This window comes from Capnocytophaga sp. oral taxon 329 str. F0087, from assembly GCF_000213295.2.
GTDB classification, from domain to species: domain Bacteria; phylum Bacteroidota; class Bacteroidia; order Flavobacteriales; family Flavobacteriaceae; genus Capnocytophaga; species Capnocytophaga leadbetteri_A.
In genome coordinates this window covers 19,478-38,926 of record NZ_KN389989.1, presented here as the reverse complement: position 1 = coordinate 38,926, position 19,449 = coordinate 19,478, and the positions used below count along the sequence as shown (strand labels likewise).

The window sequence follows — 19,449 nt, the reverse complement described above, 5'->3', positions numbered from 1 at the left end:
AGGCTGCATAAGGCTCGCTTATTTTTCGTTTATTGTTCGCTTATCCTTCGCTCATCCTATAGGTAAATTGCCTCTTGCCGCTATGCATAATTGAAGAAAAACATAATTAGCTAATTAACAATGTATTACCGTTTTTTATTCAAAAAAATATTTCTTTTTTCTTGGCAGTAATAAAAAAACACGTACTTTTGCAAAATGAAAGAACATAAAACAATAATTTATGGCAACATTTATTAATTACGCAATTATTATTATTTATTGCACTGCTTTGATAGGCATCTTTTTGTATAGCCTTTCAATGCTTAGTTTGCTGCTGAATTATCTGAAGCATCGCAAACAAAATGACGAGTCTCCTAAGTTCAATCTACTTGACCCGAGGGAGATACCCTACGTGACCATTCAGCTACCACTTTATAACGAAAAGTACGTAGTACCTCGTCTGCTTGAAAACATTGCCAAACTTGAGTACCCACGCACTAAGCTCGAAATTCAGGTGCTTGATGACTCTACTGACGAATCGGTAGCAGAAACAGCTGAAATCATCAAAAAACTACAGGCTACAGGCTTAGACATTCAACACATACGCCGCGAGAACCGCCAAGGATTTAAGGCTGGTGCGCTAAAAGAAGGATTGGCTGTAGCTAAAGGTGATTTTATAGCTATTTTTGACGCTGACTTTTTGCCTCAACCTGATTGGCTTAAACGCACCGTTATTTACTTCAAAGACCCTGAAATAGGGGTGGTACAAACTCGTTGGGGACATATCAACCGCAATTATTCTATCCTTACTAAAATACAAGCACTTGCTTTAGACGTACACTTCACTCTTGAACAAGTTGGGCGTAACTCTAAAGGTTACTTCATCAACTTTAACGGTACTGCTGGCATCTGGCGCAAAGCGTGCATTTACGATGCAGGAAACTGGGAAGGTGATACTCTAACTGAAGACCTTGACCTTAGCTATCGCGCACAATTAAAGAATTGGAAGTTTAAATATTTGGAAGATGTAGAAACTCCTGCTGAGCTTCCTGTAGTTATCTCGGCAGCACGCTCTCAACAATTCCGTTGGAACAAGGGAGGGGCTGAAAACTTCCGCAAGACAGTAGGTCGCTTGCTCGCTGCTAAAAATATTGGTTGGAAGACTAAATTCCACGGGGTAATGCACCTTTTGAACAGCTCGATGTTCTTATGGGTATTTATTACCGCTATCTTTAGTATACCGATGTTGTACCTTAAAAATCAGTACGGACATTTGGGCTGGATATTCCACTTTACAAGCTTTTTTATCACTAGTACTATTATCTTGTTTATCTGTTACTGGTTTACCTATAAGAACTTACAAGGGAAGACTTTTGATGACTTCTTGAACTATGTGAAGTTGTTCTTTACTTTCTTCTCGGTAGCTTTAGGATTTTCATTCCACAATACTATTGCCGTACTTGAAGGACATAGCGGCAAACGAAGTGAATTTGTGCGTACACCTAAATTTAACATCAGTTCGCTAAGTGATAGCTGGAAAAATAATAAGTATATCAACACCAAACTATCGCCTAATATGATAGTAGAATTTTTGCTAATGCTGTACTTTGCTTTTGGGTTGTATAGTGCTGTAAAGCTAAACGACTTTGGTATGTTTCCTTTCCACTGTATGCTTACTTTAGGCTTTGGATTTGTATTCTTTAAGTCGCTTACTTCAAAAGCATAAGACGATTTGGCAATTTGGCAATTTGCTGATTTGACAATTTGGAAATTATAGATATAAAAAAAACCGCTAAGTGTTTTACTTAGCGGTTTTTTGCAATTCATAATTCGTAATTCAAAATTATTTTTTATCTTTGCCCCCTGAAAAGAACTAAACATAATAGCAACTCAGTTTGTGAAAACATCTTATTTTAAACAATCTTTTTTCACCCTTATATTAGCAACTGCCATTTTTATGGCTTTCAAAGAGTGGCTACCTGCACGTATCTTTCCTGAAAGCAAGGTAGAAAATGCTGTGATTGATAGTCTTATGCTTGAGGCTATCTCAGGTAAAGAAATAGAAAAAGTACTTAATCAGGCTAATGATTCATTGGCTAAAAAGAAACAATTGAAGAAAACTGACCAGTATTTGTTGGCTTTCTTCAAAAAACTACAACATTTAGAAACCACCAAAGAAGGAAAAATACGAATAGGCTATTATGGCGACTCGATGACAGACGGCGACCTAATAGTACAAGATTTGCGCTTGCTCTTTCAAGATGCTTTTGGGGGTATGGGAATCGGCTTTCTACCTATTACCTCAGAGTCTGCTAAATCGCGTGCAAGTGTATGGCATACCTATTCTAACACTTGGCGTACACAATCGTATGTGAATGTGAAACGCCCTACACGTCCGTTTGGGGTATGTGGGCAGGTGTTTTTCACTCAAGGCAATGGTACTTGGGTACAATACAAATCATCTAATCAGCAGCATATCAGCAGTTTATATGCTCCTGCACTCTATTATGGACGCTCTGGCAACAAGGAGGCTAAGGTAGAGATTACCTACAACGATACTGTAAAAGTAGTAAAGCCTCTGAATACTGATAAACTGCTAAACGTATTGCCGCTAACTGATGGACAAAACACTAAAGCTGTGCGGATTAGCTTTTACAAAACTGACTCTATTCCGTTTTACGGCATCAGTTCTACTAACACGCAAGGTGTGTATGTAGATAACTTTTCGAGCCGAGGCAATTCGGGTTTGCCTTTATCGCTCTTTAACACTGACCTAATGAACCAGTTTGACGAGCATTTGCACTATGACCTTATCGTATTGCACTTTGGGGCTAATGTGCTAAACTACGGTACTTTAGATTATTCATGGTACGAGCGCGGTATGACTAAGGTAGTAAATCAGCTTAGGGCTTGCTTCCCTGATACATCTATTCTTATCATCTCGACTGCTGACAAATCGACTAAGGTAAATATGGAGATGAAGACCGATAAGGCTGTAGTGCCTTTGGCTAAAGCTCAACAGCAATACGCTCACGACACTCATTCAGGCTTTATCAATCTATACGAGCTAATGGGCGGTGAAGGCACAATGAAGCAATGGGTAGAGGCTACCCCTTCGTTGGCAAGCAAAGATTACACCCACTTCAATGCTCGCGGGGCTAAAAAGGTAGCTCACCTTATCTATAACAAGCTAATGGATGAGTATGCGCAATACAAAAAGCCTAAGAATACCCCTAAGCCTGCGACAGAAAGCACTTTACACCCGTAAACACACATCTTTTTCACTATAAACAACAATAGCAATGAACAAACACATCAAATTTATCAAGAAACTCATCACCACAGCATTATTTATCGTCACGGTACTTCTGTATCTGAGCGTGAATTACACTACGGCAGTGAACCTATCATCTATAAAAAGACCTTTAGGCGATAAGCCTACCACAGCTGCTAAAAAAGCTACTAAGAAAAAAGTACCTATTGAGGAGGCCGGTAGCAATATGTACAATGTTACTGCCTTATACCCTTTCTTTGAGAAATTAGTCGCTTTAGACACTTTTCACGACCGCAAGCTTAACATAGTACACATAGGAGACTCGCACATACAAGCTGATGTAATGACCAACATAGTGAGAGGAAAATTACAGGAGGCTTTTGGCAATGGCGGGTTGGGATTGGTATTCCCTTATTCGCTGCTGAAGACTAACGGTGGGCGCAATGTGTCGTTTTCGTCAAACATTGTATGGAATGGTGAAAAGAGCTCAGACCTATCAGGCATCAGCGGTTATGCCCTTTCGACTAATAAGAAGGACTTTGTGATAGAGCTCAATCTGAAGAATAAAGACTACGCTTTCAACACACTGAAAATCATCACTCCTAACAACCAACGTTTTTTTGAGTTAGCTACTAATGTAGGTAAACTGACTCCGATGAAACTTTCAGCCCCAAAATCTATTACCCACAAGGTAGTTAGAGGTGAGACTCTTTACTCTATCTCGAGAAAATATCATACTACTGTAGCCCAGCTACAAAAAGCTAATAGAATAAAAAACAACAATATACGCGTAGGACAAGTGCTAAATGTAGGCACTAAAGCAGCTGCTACTCCTGCTGCTACTCAAGTAGATATGAGTAATGCCACTATACTAAATGGCAATACCCTTTACAGCTATTACGCCTATGATAATCTGAACGTATCAGACAAAATATACCTAACTCCTAACACTGAAAGTAGTTCTTTCACGCTAAACGGTATCGTATTAGAAAACGACCAAAACGGTATTATTTACCACTCTATAGGGGTGAATGGAGCTCATTTTTCAGACTATAATAAGTCACCGCGCTTTTTTGAACAGATAAAAGCCTTAGCTCCTGACCTTATCATCATTTCATTGGGCACTAACGAAACCTTTGGACGTATGTCGCCAGAACGCTATGAAGACGAGGTAAACAAGTTTATCAGTGCTATCCGTAGCCAGTACGGACAATGCCCTATATTACTGACTACGCCTCCACCTTCTCTCTACAAAAGGAAAAATCCTAACCCTTTGTGTATGGAGTATGCTAATACTTTGATAGACAACTCGGTAAAAGACAACTATAGTGTATTTGACCTTTATCGTGCTGTAGGTGGTTGTGAGGCTATGCAACGCTTTATAGACGAAAACCTAATAGCAGGCGACCGTGTGCACTACACCCGCGACGGGTATATAGAGCAAGGGGACTTACTATACGACGCCTTTATGAGCAATTATTTAAACTATAAAAAACAGTCTAAACTTTCATTAAAAAACTAATTTGAATTGAACACATCAGCCTTAGCTCAGTGGTTTATTAACAACTTTTCATTCACAACAGAACAAATAAAACAGTGGTTTACTTTTGATGCCCAACACCCAATGCTTTTTAATAGCAGTTTGTTTTTAGGGCTTTTCTTAGTATTCTACTGCGTGTATATCATCACTAAGAAATACGCCCATTTTCGCACCATATATGTTACCCTGTTTTCGCTGTTTTTTTACTACAAGGCAGGAGGTAACTATTTTGTATTGCTTATCTTATCGTCGCTGATGGACTACTATTTCGCAGGGCGCATACATCGAAGTCAGCATCCTGCTACCCGCAAGTTATTCTTGGCAATAAGTATGGTGAGCAACCTTGGTATATTAGGCTATTTCAAATACACCAACTTTTTAATAGATAGTTTTAATGCTGTACTACATAGCAATTTTGCTCTGCAAGATATCTTTTTGCCGGTAGGTATTTCGTTCTATACTTTTCAGACGATGAGTTATACTATAGACGTATATCGCCGCGAGATTGAACCTGCTAAGTCTTTTTTGGATTTTGCTTTCTTCGTATGCTTTTTCCCTCAATTAGTAGCAGGCCCCATAGTGCGTGCTAAAGACTTTATTCCGCAGATTTACCAAAAGATACAGCTCACTAAAGAAGAAACTTCATTAGCTCTCTTCCTCATCATTGGAGGGCTACTGAAGAAAGCTGTTATTTCTGACTATATATCGCTGAACTTTGTAGATAGGGTATTTGATGCCCCCAACAGCTACACCGCTATTGAAAACCTAATGGCTGTGTATGGTTATACATTGCAGATATACTGCGATTTTTCAGGCTATTCGGATATGGCAATAGGCTTAGCACTACTGATGGGCTTTACTCTACCCGTGAACTTCCGCACGCCTTATCAATCGAAGAACATTACTGAGTTTTGGAGGCGTTGGCATATATCGCTCTCTACTTGGTTAAAAGACTATTTGTATTTTTCGGTAGGAGGCAACCGCAAGGGTACTTTTTTGGGGTACTTCTTCCCTACTCTATTCTTTGGAGCAACCCTTGTGTGGGCTATAAACATACGCACGCATACAATGCTGCCTTTATACATCACTTGTGGGGCAATAGGATTATTCGTTCTTGCTATTTTGGTATCAAAAGACCGGAAGAAATCAGTAAGAAGCCATTTTAACCAAATGACCACTATGCTATTGGGAGGACTTTGGCACGGAGCAAACTTACGCTTTATCATCTGGGGAGCGCTACACGGCTTAGCATTGGCTATACACAAAACTTTTGCTGAGTACTTTCCTACTGCTACTGACGGCAAACGCAGTATTATAAGCCGGATAACAAGTCCGCTCTTTCTACTGATTACCTTTCACTTTGTAGCTTTTTGCTGGATATTCTTCCGTTCGCGCGATTTTGATATTGCCTTGACTATCATTCACAATATAGGCGATCTCTCATTTAATTGGCAGCAGTGGCACACCATTATTATGGGGTATAAAAATGTATTCCTGCTAATGGCAATAGGCTATGTATGGCATTTCTTCCCTCAGAATATGAACGAACAACTGAAGAATTTCTTTGGTAGTATGCCTATACTTTTTAAAGCTGTTATTATAGCACTTACTTTTTGGGTGGTGTACGCTACTGCTTCAAGTGGTGCTCAGCCTTTTATCTATTTCCAATTCTAACTATCCGCTATGAAGCTCATCACCCTGCCTACTACCAACTCTACCAATCGCTATTTGAAAGATTTAGTGCATAGCGAGGCAGTACTGCCTAATTACCTAACTGTATTTACCCCGGTGCAAACAGCAGGTGTAGGGCAATATGGAGCTAAATGGCAAAGCGAACCCAATACAAACCTAACATTTAGTACTCTTTTTATACCTAAAAACCTAACTATAGAAAGAGCCTTTATACTAAATATGTTAGTACCATTAGCAGTAGTGAAGGTTCTAAAAGCACAAAATATAGTAGCAGAAATCAAAATTAAATGGCCTAATGATATTATTATTGAGCGCAAAAAAGTAGGTGGAATCCTCATAGAAAATATAGTACAAGGGCAACAAATAGTAAAGAGTGTGATAGGAATAGGGCTGAATGTAAATCAACATGATTTTAGCGGACTACCAAAAGCCTCATCATTAGCCAATATAACAGGAAGAGTATTTAAGGTAAAAAAGCTACTAAAAGAAGTGATGAACGCATTGGAAGAGATGTTGGAAGAGGTATCAGCTACATCCTTTGAGCGGGTATATGAAGAGTACCAAGTGTATCTATTTCAGAAAGGAAAAGTAGCAGCCTTTCGACCAAAAACGGGGAAAGACTTTATGGGAATTATCAGAGGAGTAACCCCTAATGGAGCTTTAATAGTTGCGACAGAAACAGAAGAAGTAAAGCAATTCCAACTAAAAGAAGTAGAATTGCTTTATTGATTTGCTAATTAATAGTATCATATTCGATGATAAACACTTCTTCATCATCGTGTTTGAGGTAATATACCTCTCTACCTAATTTTTCCTTACCCTCTTCGGTATAGAGTTCTTGCAATTCCTTTTTATCTTTCTCTATTTCGCGAGATAAAAATTGCTTTTGTTTGTTGAGTTTTTCCATTTCTTTGCTCAACTCTCTATGGGTAAGCATTGAAGCACTATCAAAAAACAACATCCATATCGCAAAAACAGCTGATATGGCAAGATAAAGACGGCGGCCTTTTAATAGCGAGAGATATTCGAATACTTTTTTCATTACTATTGAAAGATACGATTATGCACTATAGTTTTGATAATATCAATAGCTACAGTATTACGTCTGTTGTTAGGGATAATAATATCGGCAAACTCTTTAGCAGGTTCTATAAATTCTAAATGCATTGGTTTGAGGGTAGTCTGATAGCGATTAAGCACTTCGTTTACATCGCGGCCTCGCTCAGTAGTATCGCGCTTGATACGGCGAATAAGTCGCTCATCAGAATCAGCGTGTACAAATATTTTAATATCGAAAAGAGAGCGGATATCAGGATGCGAAAAGATGAGGATACCTTCTACAATTACCACTTTAGTAGGTTTTACTAACACCGTTTCTTTAGTACGGTTATGTTCTACAAAAGAGTAAGTAGGGCTCTGAATTGTTTCGCCTGCTTTTAGCTTTAGCAAGTGCTGCTTTAGTAGTTCAAAATCAATAGAATTCGGATGGTCAAAATTATTTTTAGTGCGCTCTTCAAAAGAAAGATGACTCAAATCTTTATAGTAAGAATCTTGCGAAATAACGGTTACTTCTTCGCCTGAAAGTTCTTTAATAATCTGATTTACAACGGTTGTCTTACCACAACCTGTACCTCCTGTAATTCCTATAATTAGCATTTTCATAAAATTTTCGGCAAATGTAAGAAAAAAACAGCAGCACACCAAAAATAAAAATCAGCAAACATTTTGATATTCTGCATAAAATCGCTACATTTGTCGCATCAATCTTAAAAAAGAACAAAAGATGAAAAAAATGATGCTTACAGTAGCTCTCTTTGTAGCTACTTTTTCAGCCGTTGAGGCTCAAAAAATCAATTTAGGGAAAGCGGTAAGTGCTGCTAGCAAAGGAGCGCAAGCCTTAGCTTTCAGCAATGAAGACGCTAAAAAACTATCGAAAGAATCGGTAGAATGGATGGACAAGCATAACCCTGTAACCGACAGTAAGAGTGCTTATACTAAACGTTTAAATCGCTTATTTGGCAAACACAAGAGCGAAGACGGTCTCGACCTAAACTATAAAGTATACCACGTAGTAGACATCAACGCTTTTGCTTGTGCTGATGGTAGCGTACGCGTATTTTCTTCATTAATGGACTTGATGACAGACGATGAGCTTTTGGCTATTATCGGACACGAAATTGGGCACGTAAAGAATGAAGACACTAAAGACGCTATTAAGTCAGCCTACCTACGCGCGGCAGCACAAGATGCAGCAGGAGCTGCCTCTGGAGCGGTAAGAGCCTTAAGCGATAGCGAACTCGGAGAAATGGCAAATGCTATGCTTGATGCTAAACACAGCAAAAAACAAGAGTCTCAAGCTGACGAGTATGCCTATAACTTTATGAAGAAACACGGGTATAATGTGGTAGCCGTTTACACTGCTTTTAAGAAAATGGCACTATTATCAGGAGGGGATAATCAAAGTAAATTCCAAAAAATGATGAGTTCACACCCTGATAGCGAAAAACGTGCTGAAGCAGCTAAAAAACGTGCTATCAAAGACGGTCTATGGAAAGACCCAGGAGAGGTAACCCTACCTACTACCCCTATAAAATAATCTCTTATTTTAGCTGTATTCATATCAAAGAATGAGAAAAAAACAACAAAAAACTCCCCGTACCCCTAAAAAAAAGAAATTTACCGTTGGACGCTTTTTAGCATTCATCTGTATTTTTGCTATTTTGGCAGGTGTAGGGGGAGTTTTTTATCTTAGAAATTACTACCCTGGTATCTACCAGAAAATACTCAATCGAATATCATCAAGAAAGATAAACAGTGCTTACGAAAGCCAACGTATAGAGCGCATCCTCAGTCTCTATAAAGGCAAAGTATTTGGCTGCGACCTATCTCACTACCAAGAGCGTGAAGAGATAGAGTGGGATAGTCTATACATACAAAACAAGCAACTGAAATTCCCTATAAAATTCACTATCTTCAGAGCTACTATGGGCAATGAGGCTACTGACAAGAATTTCAACCATTTCTGGCAAGAGGCAAAAAGGCAAAATCTTATCAGAGGGGCTTATCATTACTACCGCCCCGATGAAGACCCCAAGCTACAAGCTGCCTCATATTTAAGAAACACTAATCTACAAAAAGGGGATTTTCTTCCTATCCTCGATGTAGAAAAACTGCCTAAACAAAAGTCTTTAGAGCAATTTATTGCTGATATACAGACTTGGATGGACATAGTAGAGAAAAAATACAAGCGAAAACCTATCTTATATACCTATATTAGTTTTTACGAGGACTATCTATATTACCATTTCAAAGAGTATCCTCTATGGGTAGCTAACTATAACAATGTAGCGGTACCTACCTCTCTTTTCGACTGGAAGATGTGGCAATTCACCGAAAATGGTATTACTGCGGGCGCTAAAGTAAAGATAGATTTCAATGTATTCAATGGTGATGAAAATGACCTAAAAGAACTCTTAATAGACTAACTATGACCAAAAAAGAAATTCGCACCCTCTACAAACAAAAACGTAGCGAACTAACTGCAGCAGAGCGCGACACTATGAGTATGCAGATAGCCAATCAGTTACTGCAATTGCCTATATGGCACCACCATACCTACCACCTATTTTTATCAATAGAAAAACTGTGCGAAATTAATACCGAATACATTCTATATATACTTTATGGTAAAGATAAACAGATAGTAGTACCTAAAATGAACCCCGAAACGAAAACCCTCACAAGCATTGCTCTGACTGATGATACCCTTTTGTGTACTAACCATTGGGGAATAGCAGAGCCTGAAAATGGTACTATTATACCTCCTGATAAAATAGAAGTAGTATTCGTACCCCTCCTTGCTTACGACTTTTATGGCAACAGAATAGGCTACGGAGGCGGTTATTACGACCGTTTTTTAGCTGAATGCCCTGCTAATACACTAAAAATAGGACTCTCCTACTTCGCTCCTGCTTCAGATTTCAGCAATCTATGTCATCTGACTGACTTTCCTTTAGATCTAACCGTTACCCCTACTTCAGTTTATCATTTCAGTAATTTGCTAATTTAAAATTAATTAGTACTTTTGCGCCTTTAATAATTAAAAAAGTACTGATTAATGAAAAAAATCTTTATCACTATGTTGTTAGGGGTTACTTCCCTAACTATAGGGGCGCAAGAGACTGCCCCTGCGCGTTATACCGCTCATAACAAAGGCAAATTCTTCTTCTTTTGGGGTGGCAACCGCGATTATTATACCAATTCAGATATTACTTTCTCTGGAAATGGTTATAACTTCACTATCAAAGACGTAGAGGCTGTGGATAAGCCGAAAGGTTGGCACATCGACTACATCAACCCACTACGTATGACTATCCCCCAAACTAACTTCCACATTGGTTATTACCTAAACGACCATTATACTATTTCAGCTGGTGTAGACCATATGAAGTATGTAATGAAAAACGGACAAACGGTGAAGATGAGCGGTTATATAAACGGTTCAGGCACTTCACACGATGGCATTTATAATAATGTAGATAAGGTGCTTACTGAAGACTTCCTAACTTTCGAGCACACTGACGGACTAAACTATGTAGTAGTAGAAGGAGCGCGTATCGACGACATTTCTCGCCTATTCGGTATCCGTAATACTGACATTCTACAAGTAAATCTAACTGAAGGAATAGGTTTTGGTGCGGTATACCCAAAATCAAACACCAAACTGATGAACAAAGAGCGCTATGATGAGTTTCATATAGCAGGGGTAGGAGTAAATGCCAAAGCTGGCTTACACCTTACCTTCCTAAAATACTTCTTGATAGTAGGCGAGCTAAAAGGAGGCTATATCAATATGTATGATGTACGCACTACTTACGACATAGCCGACAAAGCTAAACACGATTTCTTCTTCTTTGAAACCGTATTAGGTATAGGAGGTACATTTAGATTTTAAACCTTATTGCTCCTAATAAAACAAAAAGCCGTCTGAGATTTGTAATCTCAGACGGCTTTTTGTTTATCATCTATTTCTTTAAGCATAAAACAGTTGCGTAATCACCGAGTTAGTAAGGATAATTACAATACTTGTCCAAACGAATGACACTGTACTAGCTTTTCCGACGTCCAGAGCGCCTCCTTTCATATAATAACCGTGATAAGAAGGTATCGTTGCTAAGAAAAACGCAAAAACTACCGTCTTAGTAAAAGCATATACCATACTATAGGGCTTAAAATCGTATTGTACCCCTTGTATAAACTCACTCGAGGTAGTATAACCGCTCATCACTGCCGAAGCCCAGCCTCCTAATACCCCTAAATACATACCCATAGCAATAAGAAAAGGCATTAGCATTAGAGCAACTATTTTAGGGAATACCAAGTAGTTTACCGAGTTCACCCCCATAATATCAAGCGCATCTATCTGCTCCGTTACCCGCATCGTACCTATACTAGAAGTGATAAACGAACCTACCTTACCTGCCAAAATAATAGCTGTAAAAGTAGGAGCAAACTCAAGCACGATAGACTGACGGGTAGCAAAACCTATCAGGTATTTAGGAATAAAAGGACTGTCAATATTCAGAGCCGTCTGTACTGCCACTACTCCCCCTACAAAGAAAGAAATAAAAGCCACAATACCGATAGAACCAAATATCAAGTCATCAATCTCGCGCAAAATTAAGTCTTTGGTGATAGACCAACGCGTACGTTTGCGAAAGATGTCGTAGAGCATTATAAAATAACCTCCTATAGCAGCTATGTGTTTCATACGTTTTTTAAATAGCGTTTAATTAGTGTTTAAAATGTCTTATTCCTGTAAAGACCATTCCCATTTGGTGAGCATCGCAGTAGTCTATGCTCGCTTGGTCTTTGATAGAACCACCAGGTTGTATTACCGAGCGAATACCTTCATTATGAGCGATTTCCACACAGTCAGGGAAAGGGAAGAAAGCATCACTTGCCATTACAGCATCATTCAGGTCAAACTTAAATTCCTTAGCTTTTTCAATAGCCTGTTTAAGCGCATCTACCCTACTGGTTTGCCCCGTACCACTGGCTATCAACTGTTTGTTTTTAGCTAACACTATGGTATTAGACTTAGTATTTTTGCATATCTTAGAAGCAAAGAAAAGATCTTCTAACACCTCAGCCGAAGGCTTAACCGCTGTAACGTACTGCACATCTGCAAGGCTATCTGTTTTAAGGTCTTTATCCTGAGCCAAATAACCGTTTAGGCAAGAGCGTACGCTGGTAGTAGGCAACTGACTTTTCTTTTGTACCAAAATAATCCTGTTCTTCTTTTGTTCAAGGATTTTCAAAGCCTCATCGCTGTATGAAGGGGCGATAATCACCTCGAAGAAAAGACTGTGGATAGCTTCAGCCGTAGCCGAATCAATCTTAGTATTAGCGATTAATATACCTCCAAAAGCCGATACTGGGTCTCCTGCCAAAGCATCTTTATAGGCTTCACAAATAGTTTTGCGAGTAGCCACCCCACAAGCATTGTTGTGTTTAAGAATAGCAAAAGTAGGGTCGTCATTAGCAAATTCAGCCATTAAGTTTACGGCAGCATCCACATCTAAAAGATTGTTGTACGAAAGCTCTTTGCCGTGTAGTTTATCAAAAAGAGCCTCAAAATCACCATAAAAACGACCTTTTTGATGAGGGTTTTCACCATAGCGCAATACCTCTCCTTTAAGTTCGTTTATCGCTAAAGTAGGTATTTCTTCTGTTTGATTGAAGTAGTTAAAGATAGCTGTATCGTAGTGCGAAGACACTCTAAAGGCTTGAGCCGCAAAGTGTTTGCGTTGCTCCAAAGTAGTGCTGCCGTGTTGCTCGTCTAAAATGTGTAATAGGTCAGCGTATTGGTCTACCGAAGCCACACATAGCACATCTTTAAAGTTTTTAGCGGCAGCGCGGATAAGCGAGATGCCTCCTATATCTATTTTTTCAATAATATCTTCATCAGATGCCCCACTGGCTACTGTTTTTTCAAAAGGATACAAATCAACAATTACAATATCAATTTGAGGGATAGAGTATTGTTTCATTTCGGCAATGTCCTGCGCATTGTCTTGACGGTTAAGAATCCCACCGAAAATTTTAGGGTGCAAAGTCTTCACCCTTCCGCCAAAAATAGACGGATAATCAGTAATAGTTTCTACCGGAATCACCTCTACACCTAGTTTTTTGATAAAGGTCTCAGTCCCTCCTGTTGAGTAGATAGTGATGCCTAAAGTTTTCATTCTGTGAATGATAGGTTCTAATCCTGTTTTATCGAAAACAGAAATCAATGCAGATTTTGCTTGCTTTGCAGTGCTCATTTGAAAAAAAATGTTTGTATTTTTGTGCTGCAAAGATAGTAATTAATTGAGAATTGACAATTGATAATTAACAAATCTTTTTTGTTTATCTTTCGGGGAAGGTTTGGTAATAGATTGGTGGAGGAGAATCTGACTAATATAAAAAAAGAGCCTGTCAGAAAAGTTTAGTTTAAACTTTTAAAGGACAGGCTCTTTTATTTTAGTTGAGTACCAACTTTTCAGTTTTATTATCTCCTTTTTTCAGAGTAATAGAAACTCTTTTAGTTTTACTATTATTATTAAGTGTATAATGTGCTGAGAAAGTAAAGGTATTGGTTTGATTATTAAGTGTTGTGAATTGCGTTCCTTTATCAAGATTGGTAAAGGTAGCATTACCTGCGTTATCAGAAACTACTTGAAAACTGGCGTGTAGAGGGATATCTCCTATTACCTCCCAAGTTGCCTCATCATAGGCATATACTCTTATGCCTTTTATAGGTTTGCCTAAAAGATCTCTTAATTGAATGGTTACAGATGTTGTAACTTTAGAGTTTTCATCTTTATCGTCTTTATCTTTACTACAAGCAAATGTGGTGATTGCTGTAAGCAATAAGACTGCTGTGTACATTAAAAATTTCTTCATTAGTTTATAAAAATTAATTAGTTACAAAATTAATTAGGGAAAGCTGATCGTTATACTCTTTCTGTTGCTACTAAATTCAGCTGTTGTGGAGCCTTCAGTAGGATAAAACATATAACCACTGTTTTGTTTCCAACTTACGGTATAAGTCTCTAATGCTACTTCTAAAGTTTCAGTACTTTTCCCTTCCATTACAAAAGTACGGTTACCTACTTTTACTGTATAGGGGTTTGAAGAAGTATTTTTGAGTGTAAGTGTACCTTTACTATTACAGTTTTCAGCACTTGTAAGGGTTACCATTACCATATTAGTAATATGAGGATTAGTGGTATAACTGCCTGTTTTAGTCTGGCTGCAAGGCGTTTTTACTGTGTAGTTAATCTGAGTGTTTACTGGGGCTTGTATATCTACCAATCCTGAATGGTTGGTTGTACCTACTTCAGTTCCTACGGTTACTTTAGCATCTTTTACGGCTTTATTATTTGCGTCTTTTACATAGAAAGTAACCGGTACTTTTCTTTCTTGAGTTTGGCTGTCGCTAAGGGTAATAGTTGCCTCTTGAGCGGTACCGTCCATAGTACGCTCTACTTTTTGGTAATAAGGTTCTAATGAGGTAACCACAAAAAAGGTATAGCCGTTTAGATTAGAAGCTTCGGGTTTGAGGTTTTCGAACACTGCTATTCCTTCAGCATTTGTGTTTACTGCTGCTTTTATATTATTCGCTGGTATTTGCTCTGCATTCCCTTTACTCATTATAAGTAAAGCTTGTATACCCAAAAAATAAACATTTGTTGTAGCGTACACTTTTTTATTGTTAACAGGAGTACCATTGCTTAATACTTTTATTTTTGCAGTATAGCTCTTTGCTACAGCGATTAGGGTTATAGCATTATCGCCTTCAGTAATAGTTTTAGCTACTTCTGTAGAAAGGTATTCATTATCTTTTCTTACAATGAAATAAAGTTTTTTACCTATATAGCCTGATACATCGATACTCGCTTTGCCATTGACTACAGTAGCACTTTCTAAGAGAAAAACGCTCCCTCTGAAAGGAGTTTCAGCTACCCATACCTTCACCCCATCAGTAACCCCTGATACTATAATTTGAGCGGTCGCTGTTTCAGCGGTATTGTTGTTATTGTTGTCGTTGTTACTATTATTGTTGCCACCATTATTTGCAACTTTTCTAAACGTATATTTTTGAGTTTTACCATTATTGTCTTTTGTAATAGTGCTCAAATAGTCTCCTTCTTTAGCAATATCTACAACAGTACGACCTTCTGTATCAACAAGTATTAGCTTATTCTTGTTGATTGAGTAGGTGAAAGCACCTATATTGCGGACACACCTATCATTATCGACATCGAATTGAGAAGCTGCGATAGAAAGCTGTGTTTTGGTAAAAGTGTAAACCGTCTGCTTAAGACAGTTCCATTGCTTTTGGTAGCTTGGGTTATTAGAGATTTTCAGCCCGTCAATTTCAAATTCTATAGGCTGCCAATTTCCTACTAAGAAATCGGTTGTAATAGCATTGTCCGATGAATCGTTATTGTTCTTTTCATCTTGTTTGGAACAAGCTACAATACTGAGAGCTATAAGACATAGCGCTGCAAAAATTGATAATAATTTCTTCATTGTTATAAAAATTAAATTAAACGCTGCAAAGGTATGGCAACACAAAATACTACACAATCTTTATTTCTTCTTATTATGAATATATTTTTCTTATTATGAACTTTTATCACACAAAAATAAGATGCTCTGAGTAAGCTTCGTTAACGCTTATCCTTCGCTTATCCTTCGCTCAAGGTTCGGTAAACCTATACTCAAAACAAGGAGGTACTAAAAACAAAATTTTTAATTCATAATTTATAATTCAAATTTATTTTGTACATTTGCTGCATTCAAAACTAAACACTATCAAAATGATTGAGAATCCAGAAGTAAAAATTAAGCAAGCACGTGAAGTGAAAAGAATTTCACAAGATTTTGTAGCTACTAAATTAGGCATCTCTACACGTGCTTATTCTAAAATAGAAACCGGTGAAACACAGCTGACTATCTCACGTTTAAACGAAATATGTACTATTTTGGAAGTAGACCCTATGAAAGTATTAGGTTTTGATGACAAAAAAGTATTCAATATCAATAATAACTCTACCGGCATCTGCAATGGGGAATACCACCTCAGTCAAATTCCTGAAAAATTATTGCTACAATACGAAGAAACTATACAAGCCCTGAAAGAACAAATAACACTGCTGAAAGCAATGATACATAAATAATAGTCTTTGATTCTAACTATGCTTATCTATTTACAATTATTAAAAGAGAGTTTCAATTTTGCTATCAAATCGCTGCGAGACAACAAACTCCGTACTTTCCTATCACTCTTAGGCGTTACGGTGGGTATCTTCTCTATTATCTCTGTTTTAGCAGCGGTCGATTCGCTAAACCGCAGTATCCAAGAAAACCTTGCCGGCTTAGATAAGAATATGATTAACATCTCTAAATTTTCTTTTGCCCCTACCGACGTACCTCGCTGGCAACGACTCAATTTTCCACAAATTTCTTACCAAGATTTCGAGTTTATGAAGCGCGAAATACCAAATACCGAAGCAGTGGTTTTTGAACTATACGGAGTGAATTCGCCTATAAAATACAACGGAAAAACAATGCCTTCTACCACCATACAGGCTACCTCTGCAGGCGTGGAGCAAATTAGTGATATACGGATAGAAAAAGGCAGGCTTTACACTGAAGCTGAAGCCAATGCAGGAGCCGCGGTGGTGATATTGGGGCATAATCTTGCTGAACAGCTCTTTGGCGAAGAAGACCCTATTGATAAAGAGGTGCGCATTTTTGGCAGACGACTAAACGTTATCGGAGTGCTCAAAAAATATGGCGAGGGACTGGGCGGCGGGCCTGACGACAATGCCTTTGCCCCTGCTAACTTTATAAGAGGATTTATGAATACTGGACCTCAAGGATTACCTACTGGAGTAGTGCTAAAGCCTAAAAAAGGGGTGGATATAGCTGAATTTGAAGCGGTATTGCGCCAGAAGTTTCGCGCTTATCGCGGACTAAAACCTGATGATATCGATAACTTTTTCATCAATAAAATGTCTTCATTTACAGAGATGATTGATGAAACTATCAGTATGATGAACCTTGTGGGCTGGATTGTCGGGGGCTTCTCTATTTTGGTAGGGGGTTTTGGCATCGCCAATATAATGTTCGTCAGCGTGAAAGAGCGCACCAGCTTGATAGGGGTACAAAAGTCCTTAGGAGCTAAAAACCAGTTTATTCTTTTCCAATTTTTGTTTGAAGCAGTACTTTTAGCGATTATTGGCGGTCTATTCGGACTTATTTTTGTATGGCTTACTACCTTTGCGGTCAATGCCGCTACCGACGAATTTAACTTTGTCTTATCACTAAAGAATGTCGTTATAGGTTTAGGTATTTCATTTGTGGTAGGCTTGCTTTCAGGTATTATTCCTGCCTCGTCTGCTGCCAACCTCAATCCGGTAGAAGCAATCAGAACAGGGCAATAATCATTCACCATTCATACTTCTTACAATGAACACATACGCTCTTATTGGCAAAAACATCGACTATTCTTTCTCTCGACAGTATTTTACTGAAAAGTTTAAACGCGAGGGCATTGCTGATTGTCAGTATATCAATTTCGACATACAATCGCTTGATGAGCTGCCTGCTCTCTTAGCTTCGACTCCTAATGTAAAGGGTATGAATGTTACCATTCCGTACAAACGCGACATTAGGCAGTTGCTCTCCGCTGTTGATACTACTGCCCACCAGATAGGAGCTGTAAATACTATCAAGGTTACCCCCATCGGACTCATAGGCTACAACACTGATTATTATGGGTTTGCAGAGTCATTACGCCCTCTTTTGCGCCCTGAACACACCCACGCCCTTATCTTAGGCACAGGGGGGGCTTCAAGTGCAGTAGCTTACGCCCTCAGTCAGTTGGGTATAGGCTACCGTTTTGTGTCGCGCACCCCTGCCATAGGTCAGTTTGCCTACACCGACCTTACCCACTCGCTATTGCAAAAATACCTACTCATTATCAACTGCACTCCTTTGGGCACCTTTCCTAACATTAGCGACTGTCCCCCTCTACCCTACCCGCACCTCAACGCTTCGCATTTGCTGTACGACCTTATTTACAATCCTGCTGAAACTACTTTTTTAGCCAAAGGTAAAAAGCAAGGTGCCACCACCTGCAACGGACAGCATATGTTAGAGCTACAAGCCGAAAAAGCATGGCAGATTTGGCAACAAGAAGCAGACAATTAATTCTCCTCAAAATAAAATACAACAAATGAAACATCTTCTTATAACACTCGCCTTACTATACATAAATACCCTTTTTGGGCAGGAACTCATCGGGAAAGATTGGAAGATAGACAGCTTTTTAGCTCTATACCCTGAGGTCACCGATGTGTATTTCTTAACGGACTCTGAAATGAAAAAATGCCAAGTAGGGCGCGATAGTATCCCTATAAACCTCGATATAGATTCGGGTACTTACTACCTACATAAAATATCTAAAAACGAGATACATCTTATAAAAAGTAAGGGCAAGCGTTCTGCGGACAAACAGCGAGCAAAAGACGCCAAAGCCTTAGCCCACTTCTATAAGCATTTTAAGGTTGAAAGTCACTCACCTAATCCCTCTTTTAGTCTAAAAAGTGACGTGCCAAAAGAGGAACGCATCGGCAAATTTGCACGCAAGTACTTTCACCTAACAAACTACACTATCCTCAAAGGTTTTTCTGACAACTTCACTACTTATTATTTAGTTAAAGACCTCAAAACCAACACCAAGTACTACCTACGCGAAGAGTACTTCAACGGAAAAGTAACGCTGTATTATTACACTGAAAAGGATATAAAGAAGCTCATTAAAGAGAAGAAAAAATAATTTTGGTAAATCATAAATTATTTACTATCTTTGTCCCTACAATTAAGTGCTAACAATTTTAAAACAATT

At 38.5% G+C, this 19,449-nt stretch carries 19 protein-coding genes; 13 read left to right on the top strand and 6 right to left on the bottom strand.

The features are described 5' to 3' along the window. Nucleotides 1-220: 220 nt before the first annotated feature. The 5 genes from HMPREF9074_RS02765 (at nucleotide 221) to HMPREF9074_RS02745 (ending at nucleotide 7,214) form a co-directional block, all read left to right on the top strand. Nucleotides 221-1,705 carry a cellulose synthase family protein gene (locus HMPREF9074_RS02765; RefSeq protein ID WP_009389783.1) on the top strand — a complete coding sequence of 495 codons (1,485 nt, stop codon included), beginning with the start codon at nucleotides 221-223 and terminating at the stop codon, nucleotides 1,703-1,705. A 231-nt stretch (nucleotides 1,706-1,936) separates the two neighbouring features. Continuing rightward, nucleotides 1,937-3,247, top strand: coding sequence for a GDSL-type esterase/lipase family protein (locus HMPREF9074_RS02760; protein ID WP_009389782.1), 1,311 nt, complete (start codon nucleotides 1,937-1,939; stop codon nucleotides 3,245-3,247). 34 nt (nucleotides 3,248-3,281) lie between these two features. Continuing rightward, a complete protein-coding gene (locus HMPREF9074_RS02755; protein ID WP_009389781.1) occupies nucleotides 3,282-4,775 on the top strand; it encodes a LysM peptidoglycan-binding domain-containing protein in 1,494 nt (497 codons plus the stop codon). Between the two features lie 6 nt (nucleotides 4,776-4,781). Then, on the top strand, nucleotides 4,782-6,467 hold the full coding sequence (locus tag HMPREF9074_RS02750) for an MBOAT family O-acyltransferase (RefSeq protein WP_009389780.1): 1,686 nt from the start codon (nucleotides 4,782-4,784) through the stop codon (nucleotides 6,465-6,467). A 9-nt stretch (nucleotides 6,468-6,476) separates the two neighbouring features. After that, the gene (locus HMPREF9074_RS02745) at nucleotides 6,477-7,214 is read left to right on the top strand and encodes a biotin--[acetyl-CoA-carboxylase] ligase (protein WP_009389778.1); all 738 of its coding nucleotides are present in this window, start codon (nucleotides 6,477-6,479) and stop codon (nucleotides 7,212-7,214) included. Nucleotides 7,215-7,218: 4 nt separating this feature from the next. On the opposite strand, the gene HMPREF9074_RS02740 is transcribed toward HMPREF9074_RS02745, so the two are convergent. Beyond that, the gene (locus HMPREF9074_RS02740; RefSeq protein WP_009389777.1) at nucleotides 7,219-7,527 is read right to left on the bottom strand and encodes a hypothetical protein; all 309 of its coding nucleotides are present in this window, start codon (nucleotides 7,525-7,527) and stop codon (nucleotides 7,219-7,221) included. 2 nt (nucleotides 7,528-7,529) lie between these two features. Next, complete coding sequence (gene udk, locus HMPREF9074_RS02735) at nucleotides 7,530-8,141, bottom strand: uridine kinase (RefSeq protein WP_034539628.1); 612 nt, start codon at nucleotides 8,139-8,141, stop codon at nucleotides 7,530-7,532. Between the two features lie 127 nt (nucleotides 8,142-8,268). On the opposite strand from udk, the gene HMPREF9074_RS02730 reads away from it, so the two are divergent. From HMPREF9074_RS02730 to HMPREF9074_RS02715, 4 genes are read left to right on the top strand one after another with little or no spacing between them, the layout of a single operon-like run. Next, nucleotides 8,269-9,081, top strand: a complete 813-nt coding sequence (locus HMPREF9074_RS02730) for a M48 family metallopeptidase (RefSeq protein WP_009389774.1) — start codon at nucleotides 8,269-8,271, stop codon at nucleotides 9,079-9,081. 31 nt (nucleotides 9,082-9,112) lie between these two features. Continuing rightward, the gene (locus HMPREF9074_RS02725; protein ID WP_009389767.1) at nucleotides 9,113-9,970 is read left to right on the top strand and encodes a glycoside hydrolase family 25 protein; all 858 of its coding nucleotides are present in this window, start codon (nucleotides 9,113-9,115) and stop codon (nucleotides 9,968-9,970) included. 2 nt (nucleotides 9,971-9,972) lie between these two features. Beyond that, nucleotides 9,973-10,554 (top strand): 5-formyltetrahydrofolate cyclo-ligase, encoded by a 582-nt coding sequence (locus HMPREF9074_RS02720; RefSeq protein WP_009389765.1) that lies wholly within the window; start codon nucleotides 9,973-9,975, stop codon nucleotides 10,552-10,554. 48 nt (nucleotides 10,555-10,602) lie between these two features. Continuing rightward, nucleotides 10,603-11,439 (top strand): hypothetical protein, encoded by an 837-nt coding sequence (locus HMPREF9074_RS02715; RefSeq protein ID WP_009389764.1) that lies wholly within the window; start codon nucleotides 10,603-10,605, stop codon nucleotides 11,437-11,439. A gap of 78 nt (nucleotides 11,440-11,517) precedes the next feature. Here the strand turns inward: HMPREF9074_RS02715 and HMPREF9074_RS02710 are convergent, their stop codons facing one another. The 4 genes from HMPREF9074_RS02710 to HMPREF9074_RS02695 all read right to left on the bottom strand — a co-directional run bounded on the left by HMPREF9074_RS02710 (nucleotide 11,518) and on the right by HMPREF9074_RS02695 (nucleotide 16,064). Beyond that, complete coding sequence (locus HMPREF9074_RS02710; protein WP_009389763.1) at nucleotides 11,518-12,255, bottom strand: MlaE family ABC transporter permease; 738 nt, start codon at nucleotides 12,253-12,255, stop codon at nucleotides 11,518-11,520. A gap of 22 nt (nucleotides 12,256-12,277) precedes the next feature. After that, nucleotides 12,278-13,810: a bifunctional phosphoribosylaminoimidazolecarboxamide formyltransferase/IMP cyclohydrolase gene (gene purH / locus HMPREF9074_RS02705; protein WP_009389762.1), complete on the bottom strand. Its 1,533-nt coding sequence runs from the start codon at nucleotides 13,808-13,810 to the stop codon at nucleotides 12,278-12,280. 199 nt (nucleotides 13,811-14,009) lie between these two features. Continuing rightward, nucleotides 14,010-14,432 (bottom strand): hypothetical protein, encoded by a 423-nt coding sequence (locus HMPREF9074_RS02700; RefSeq protein WP_009389761.1) that lies wholly within the window; start codon nucleotides 14,430-14,432, stop codon nucleotides 14,010-14,012. 33 nt (nucleotides 14,433-14,465) lie between these two features. Further along, nucleotides 14,466-16,064, bottom strand: a complete 1,599-nt coding sequence (locus tag HMPREF9074_RS02695; RefSeq protein ID WP_009389760.1) for a lipocalin family protein — start codon at nucleotides 16,062-16,064, stop codon at nucleotides 14,466-14,468. Between the two features lie 290 nt (nucleotides 16,065-16,354). Between HMPREF9074_RS02695 and HMPREF9074_RS02690 the strand changes: the two genes are divergently transcribed. The 4 genes from HMPREF9074_RS02690 to HMPREF9074_RS02675 are packed head-to-tail and all read left to right on the top strand — an operon-like array spanning nucleotide 16,355 to nucleotide 19,380. Beyond that, complete coding sequence (locus HMPREF9074_RS02690; protein ID WP_009389759.1) at nucleotides 16,355-16,714, top strand: helix-turn-helix domain-containing protein; 360 nt, start codon at nucleotides 16,355-16,357, stop codon at nucleotides 16,712-16,714. 18 nt (nucleotides 16,715-16,732) lie between these two features. Continuing rightward, complete coding sequence (locus HMPREF9074_RS02685; RefSeq protein WP_009389758.1) at nucleotides 16,733-17,983, top strand: ABC transporter permease; 1,251 nt, start codon at nucleotides 16,733-16,735, stop codon at nucleotides 17,981-17,983. A gap of 25 nt (nucleotides 17,984-18,008) precedes the next feature. Next, on the top strand, nucleotides 18,009-18,752 hold the full coding sequence (locus HMPREF9074_RS02680) for a shikimate dehydrogenase family protein (protein WP_009389757.1): 744 nt from the start codon (nucleotides 18,009-18,011) through the stop codon (nucleotides 18,750-18,752). A gap of 25 nt (nucleotides 18,753-18,777) precedes the next feature. After that, the gene (locus HMPREF9074_RS02675) at nucleotides 18,778-19,380 is read left to right on the top strand and encodes a hypothetical protein (protein ID WP_009389754.1); all 603 of its coding nucleotides are present in this window, start codon (nucleotides 18,778-18,780) and stop codon (nucleotides 19,378-19,380) included. The last annotated feature ends 69 nt before the right edge of the window (nucleotides 19,381-19,449 follow it).

Excerpts from the sequence above, each read along its gene's own strand:
- HMPREF9074_RS02765 (WP_009389783.1), top strand. The coding sequence starts at position 221 with ATGGCAACATTTATTAATTACGCAATTATTATTATTTATTGCACTGCT.
- HMPREF9074_RS02760 (WP_009389782.1), top strand. The coding sequence starts at position 1,937 with ATGGCTTTCAAAGAGTGGCTACCTGCACGTATCTTTCCTGAAAGCAAG.
- HMPREF9074_RS02755 (WP_009389781.1), top strand. The coding sequence starts at position 3,282 with ATGAACAAACACATCAAATTTATCAAGAAACTCATCACCACAGCATTA.
- HMPREF9074_RS02745 (WP_009389778.1), top strand. The coding sequence starts at position 6,477 with ATGAAGCTCATCACCCTGCCTACTACCAACTCTACCAATCGCTATTTG.
- HMPREF9074_RS02740 (WP_009389777.1), bottom strand. The coding sequence starts at position 7,527 with ATGAAAAAAGTATTCGAATATCTCTCGCTATTAAAAGGCCGCCGTCTT.
- udk (WP_034539628.1), bottom strand. The coding sequence starts at position 8,141 with ATGCTAATTATAGGAATTACAGGAGGTACAGGTTGTGGTAAGACAACC.
- HMPREF9074_RS02730 (WP_009389774.1), top strand. The coding sequence starts at position 8,269 with ATGAAAAAAATGATGCTTACAGTAGCTCTCTTTGTAGCTACTTTTTCA.
- HMPREF9074_RS02725 (WP_009389767.1), top strand. The coding sequence starts at position 9,113 with ATGAGAAAAAAACAACAAAAAACTCCCCGTACCCCTAAAAAAAAGAAA.
- HMPREF9074_RS02720 (WP_009389765.1), top strand. The coding sequence starts at position 9,973 with ATGACCAAAAAAGAAATTCGCACCCTCTACAAACAAAAACGTAGCGAA.
- HMPREF9074_RS02715 (WP_009389764.1), top strand. The coding sequence starts at position 10,603 with ATGAAAAAAATCTTTATCACTATGTTGTTAGGGGTTACTTCCCTAACT.
- HMPREF9074_RS02710 (WP_009389763.1), bottom strand. The coding sequence starts at position 12,255 with ATGAAACACATAGCTGCTATAGGAGGTTATTTTATAATGCTCTACGAC.
- purH (WP_009389762.1), bottom strand. The coding sequence starts at position 13,810 with ATGAGCACTGCAAAGCAAGCAAAATCTGCATTGATTTCTGTTTTCGAT.
- HMPREF9074_RS02700 (WP_009389761.1), bottom strand. The coding sequence starts at position 14,432 with ATGAAGAAATTTTTAATGTACACAGCAGTCTTATTGCTTACAGCAATC.
- HMPREF9074_RS02695 (WP_009389760.1), bottom strand. The coding sequence starts at position 16,064 with ATGAAGAAATTATTATCAATTTTTGCAGCGCTATGTCTTATAGCTCTC.
- HMPREF9074_RS02690 (WP_009389759.1), top strand. The coding sequence starts at position 16,355 with ATGATTGAGAATCCAGAAGTAAAAATTAAGCAAGCACGTGAAGTGAAA.
- HMPREF9074_RS02685 (WP_009389758.1), top strand. The coding sequence starts at position 16,733 with ATGCTTATCTATTTACAATTATTAAAAGAGAGTTTCAATTTTGCTATC.
- HMPREF9074_RS02680 (WP_009389757.1), top strand. The coding sequence starts at position 18,009 with ATGAACACATACGCTCTTATTGGCAAAAACATCGACTATTCTTTCTCT.
- HMPREF9074_RS02675 (WP_009389754.1), top strand. The coding sequence starts at position 18,778 with ATGAAACATCTTCTTATAACACTCGCCTTACTATACATAAATACCCTT.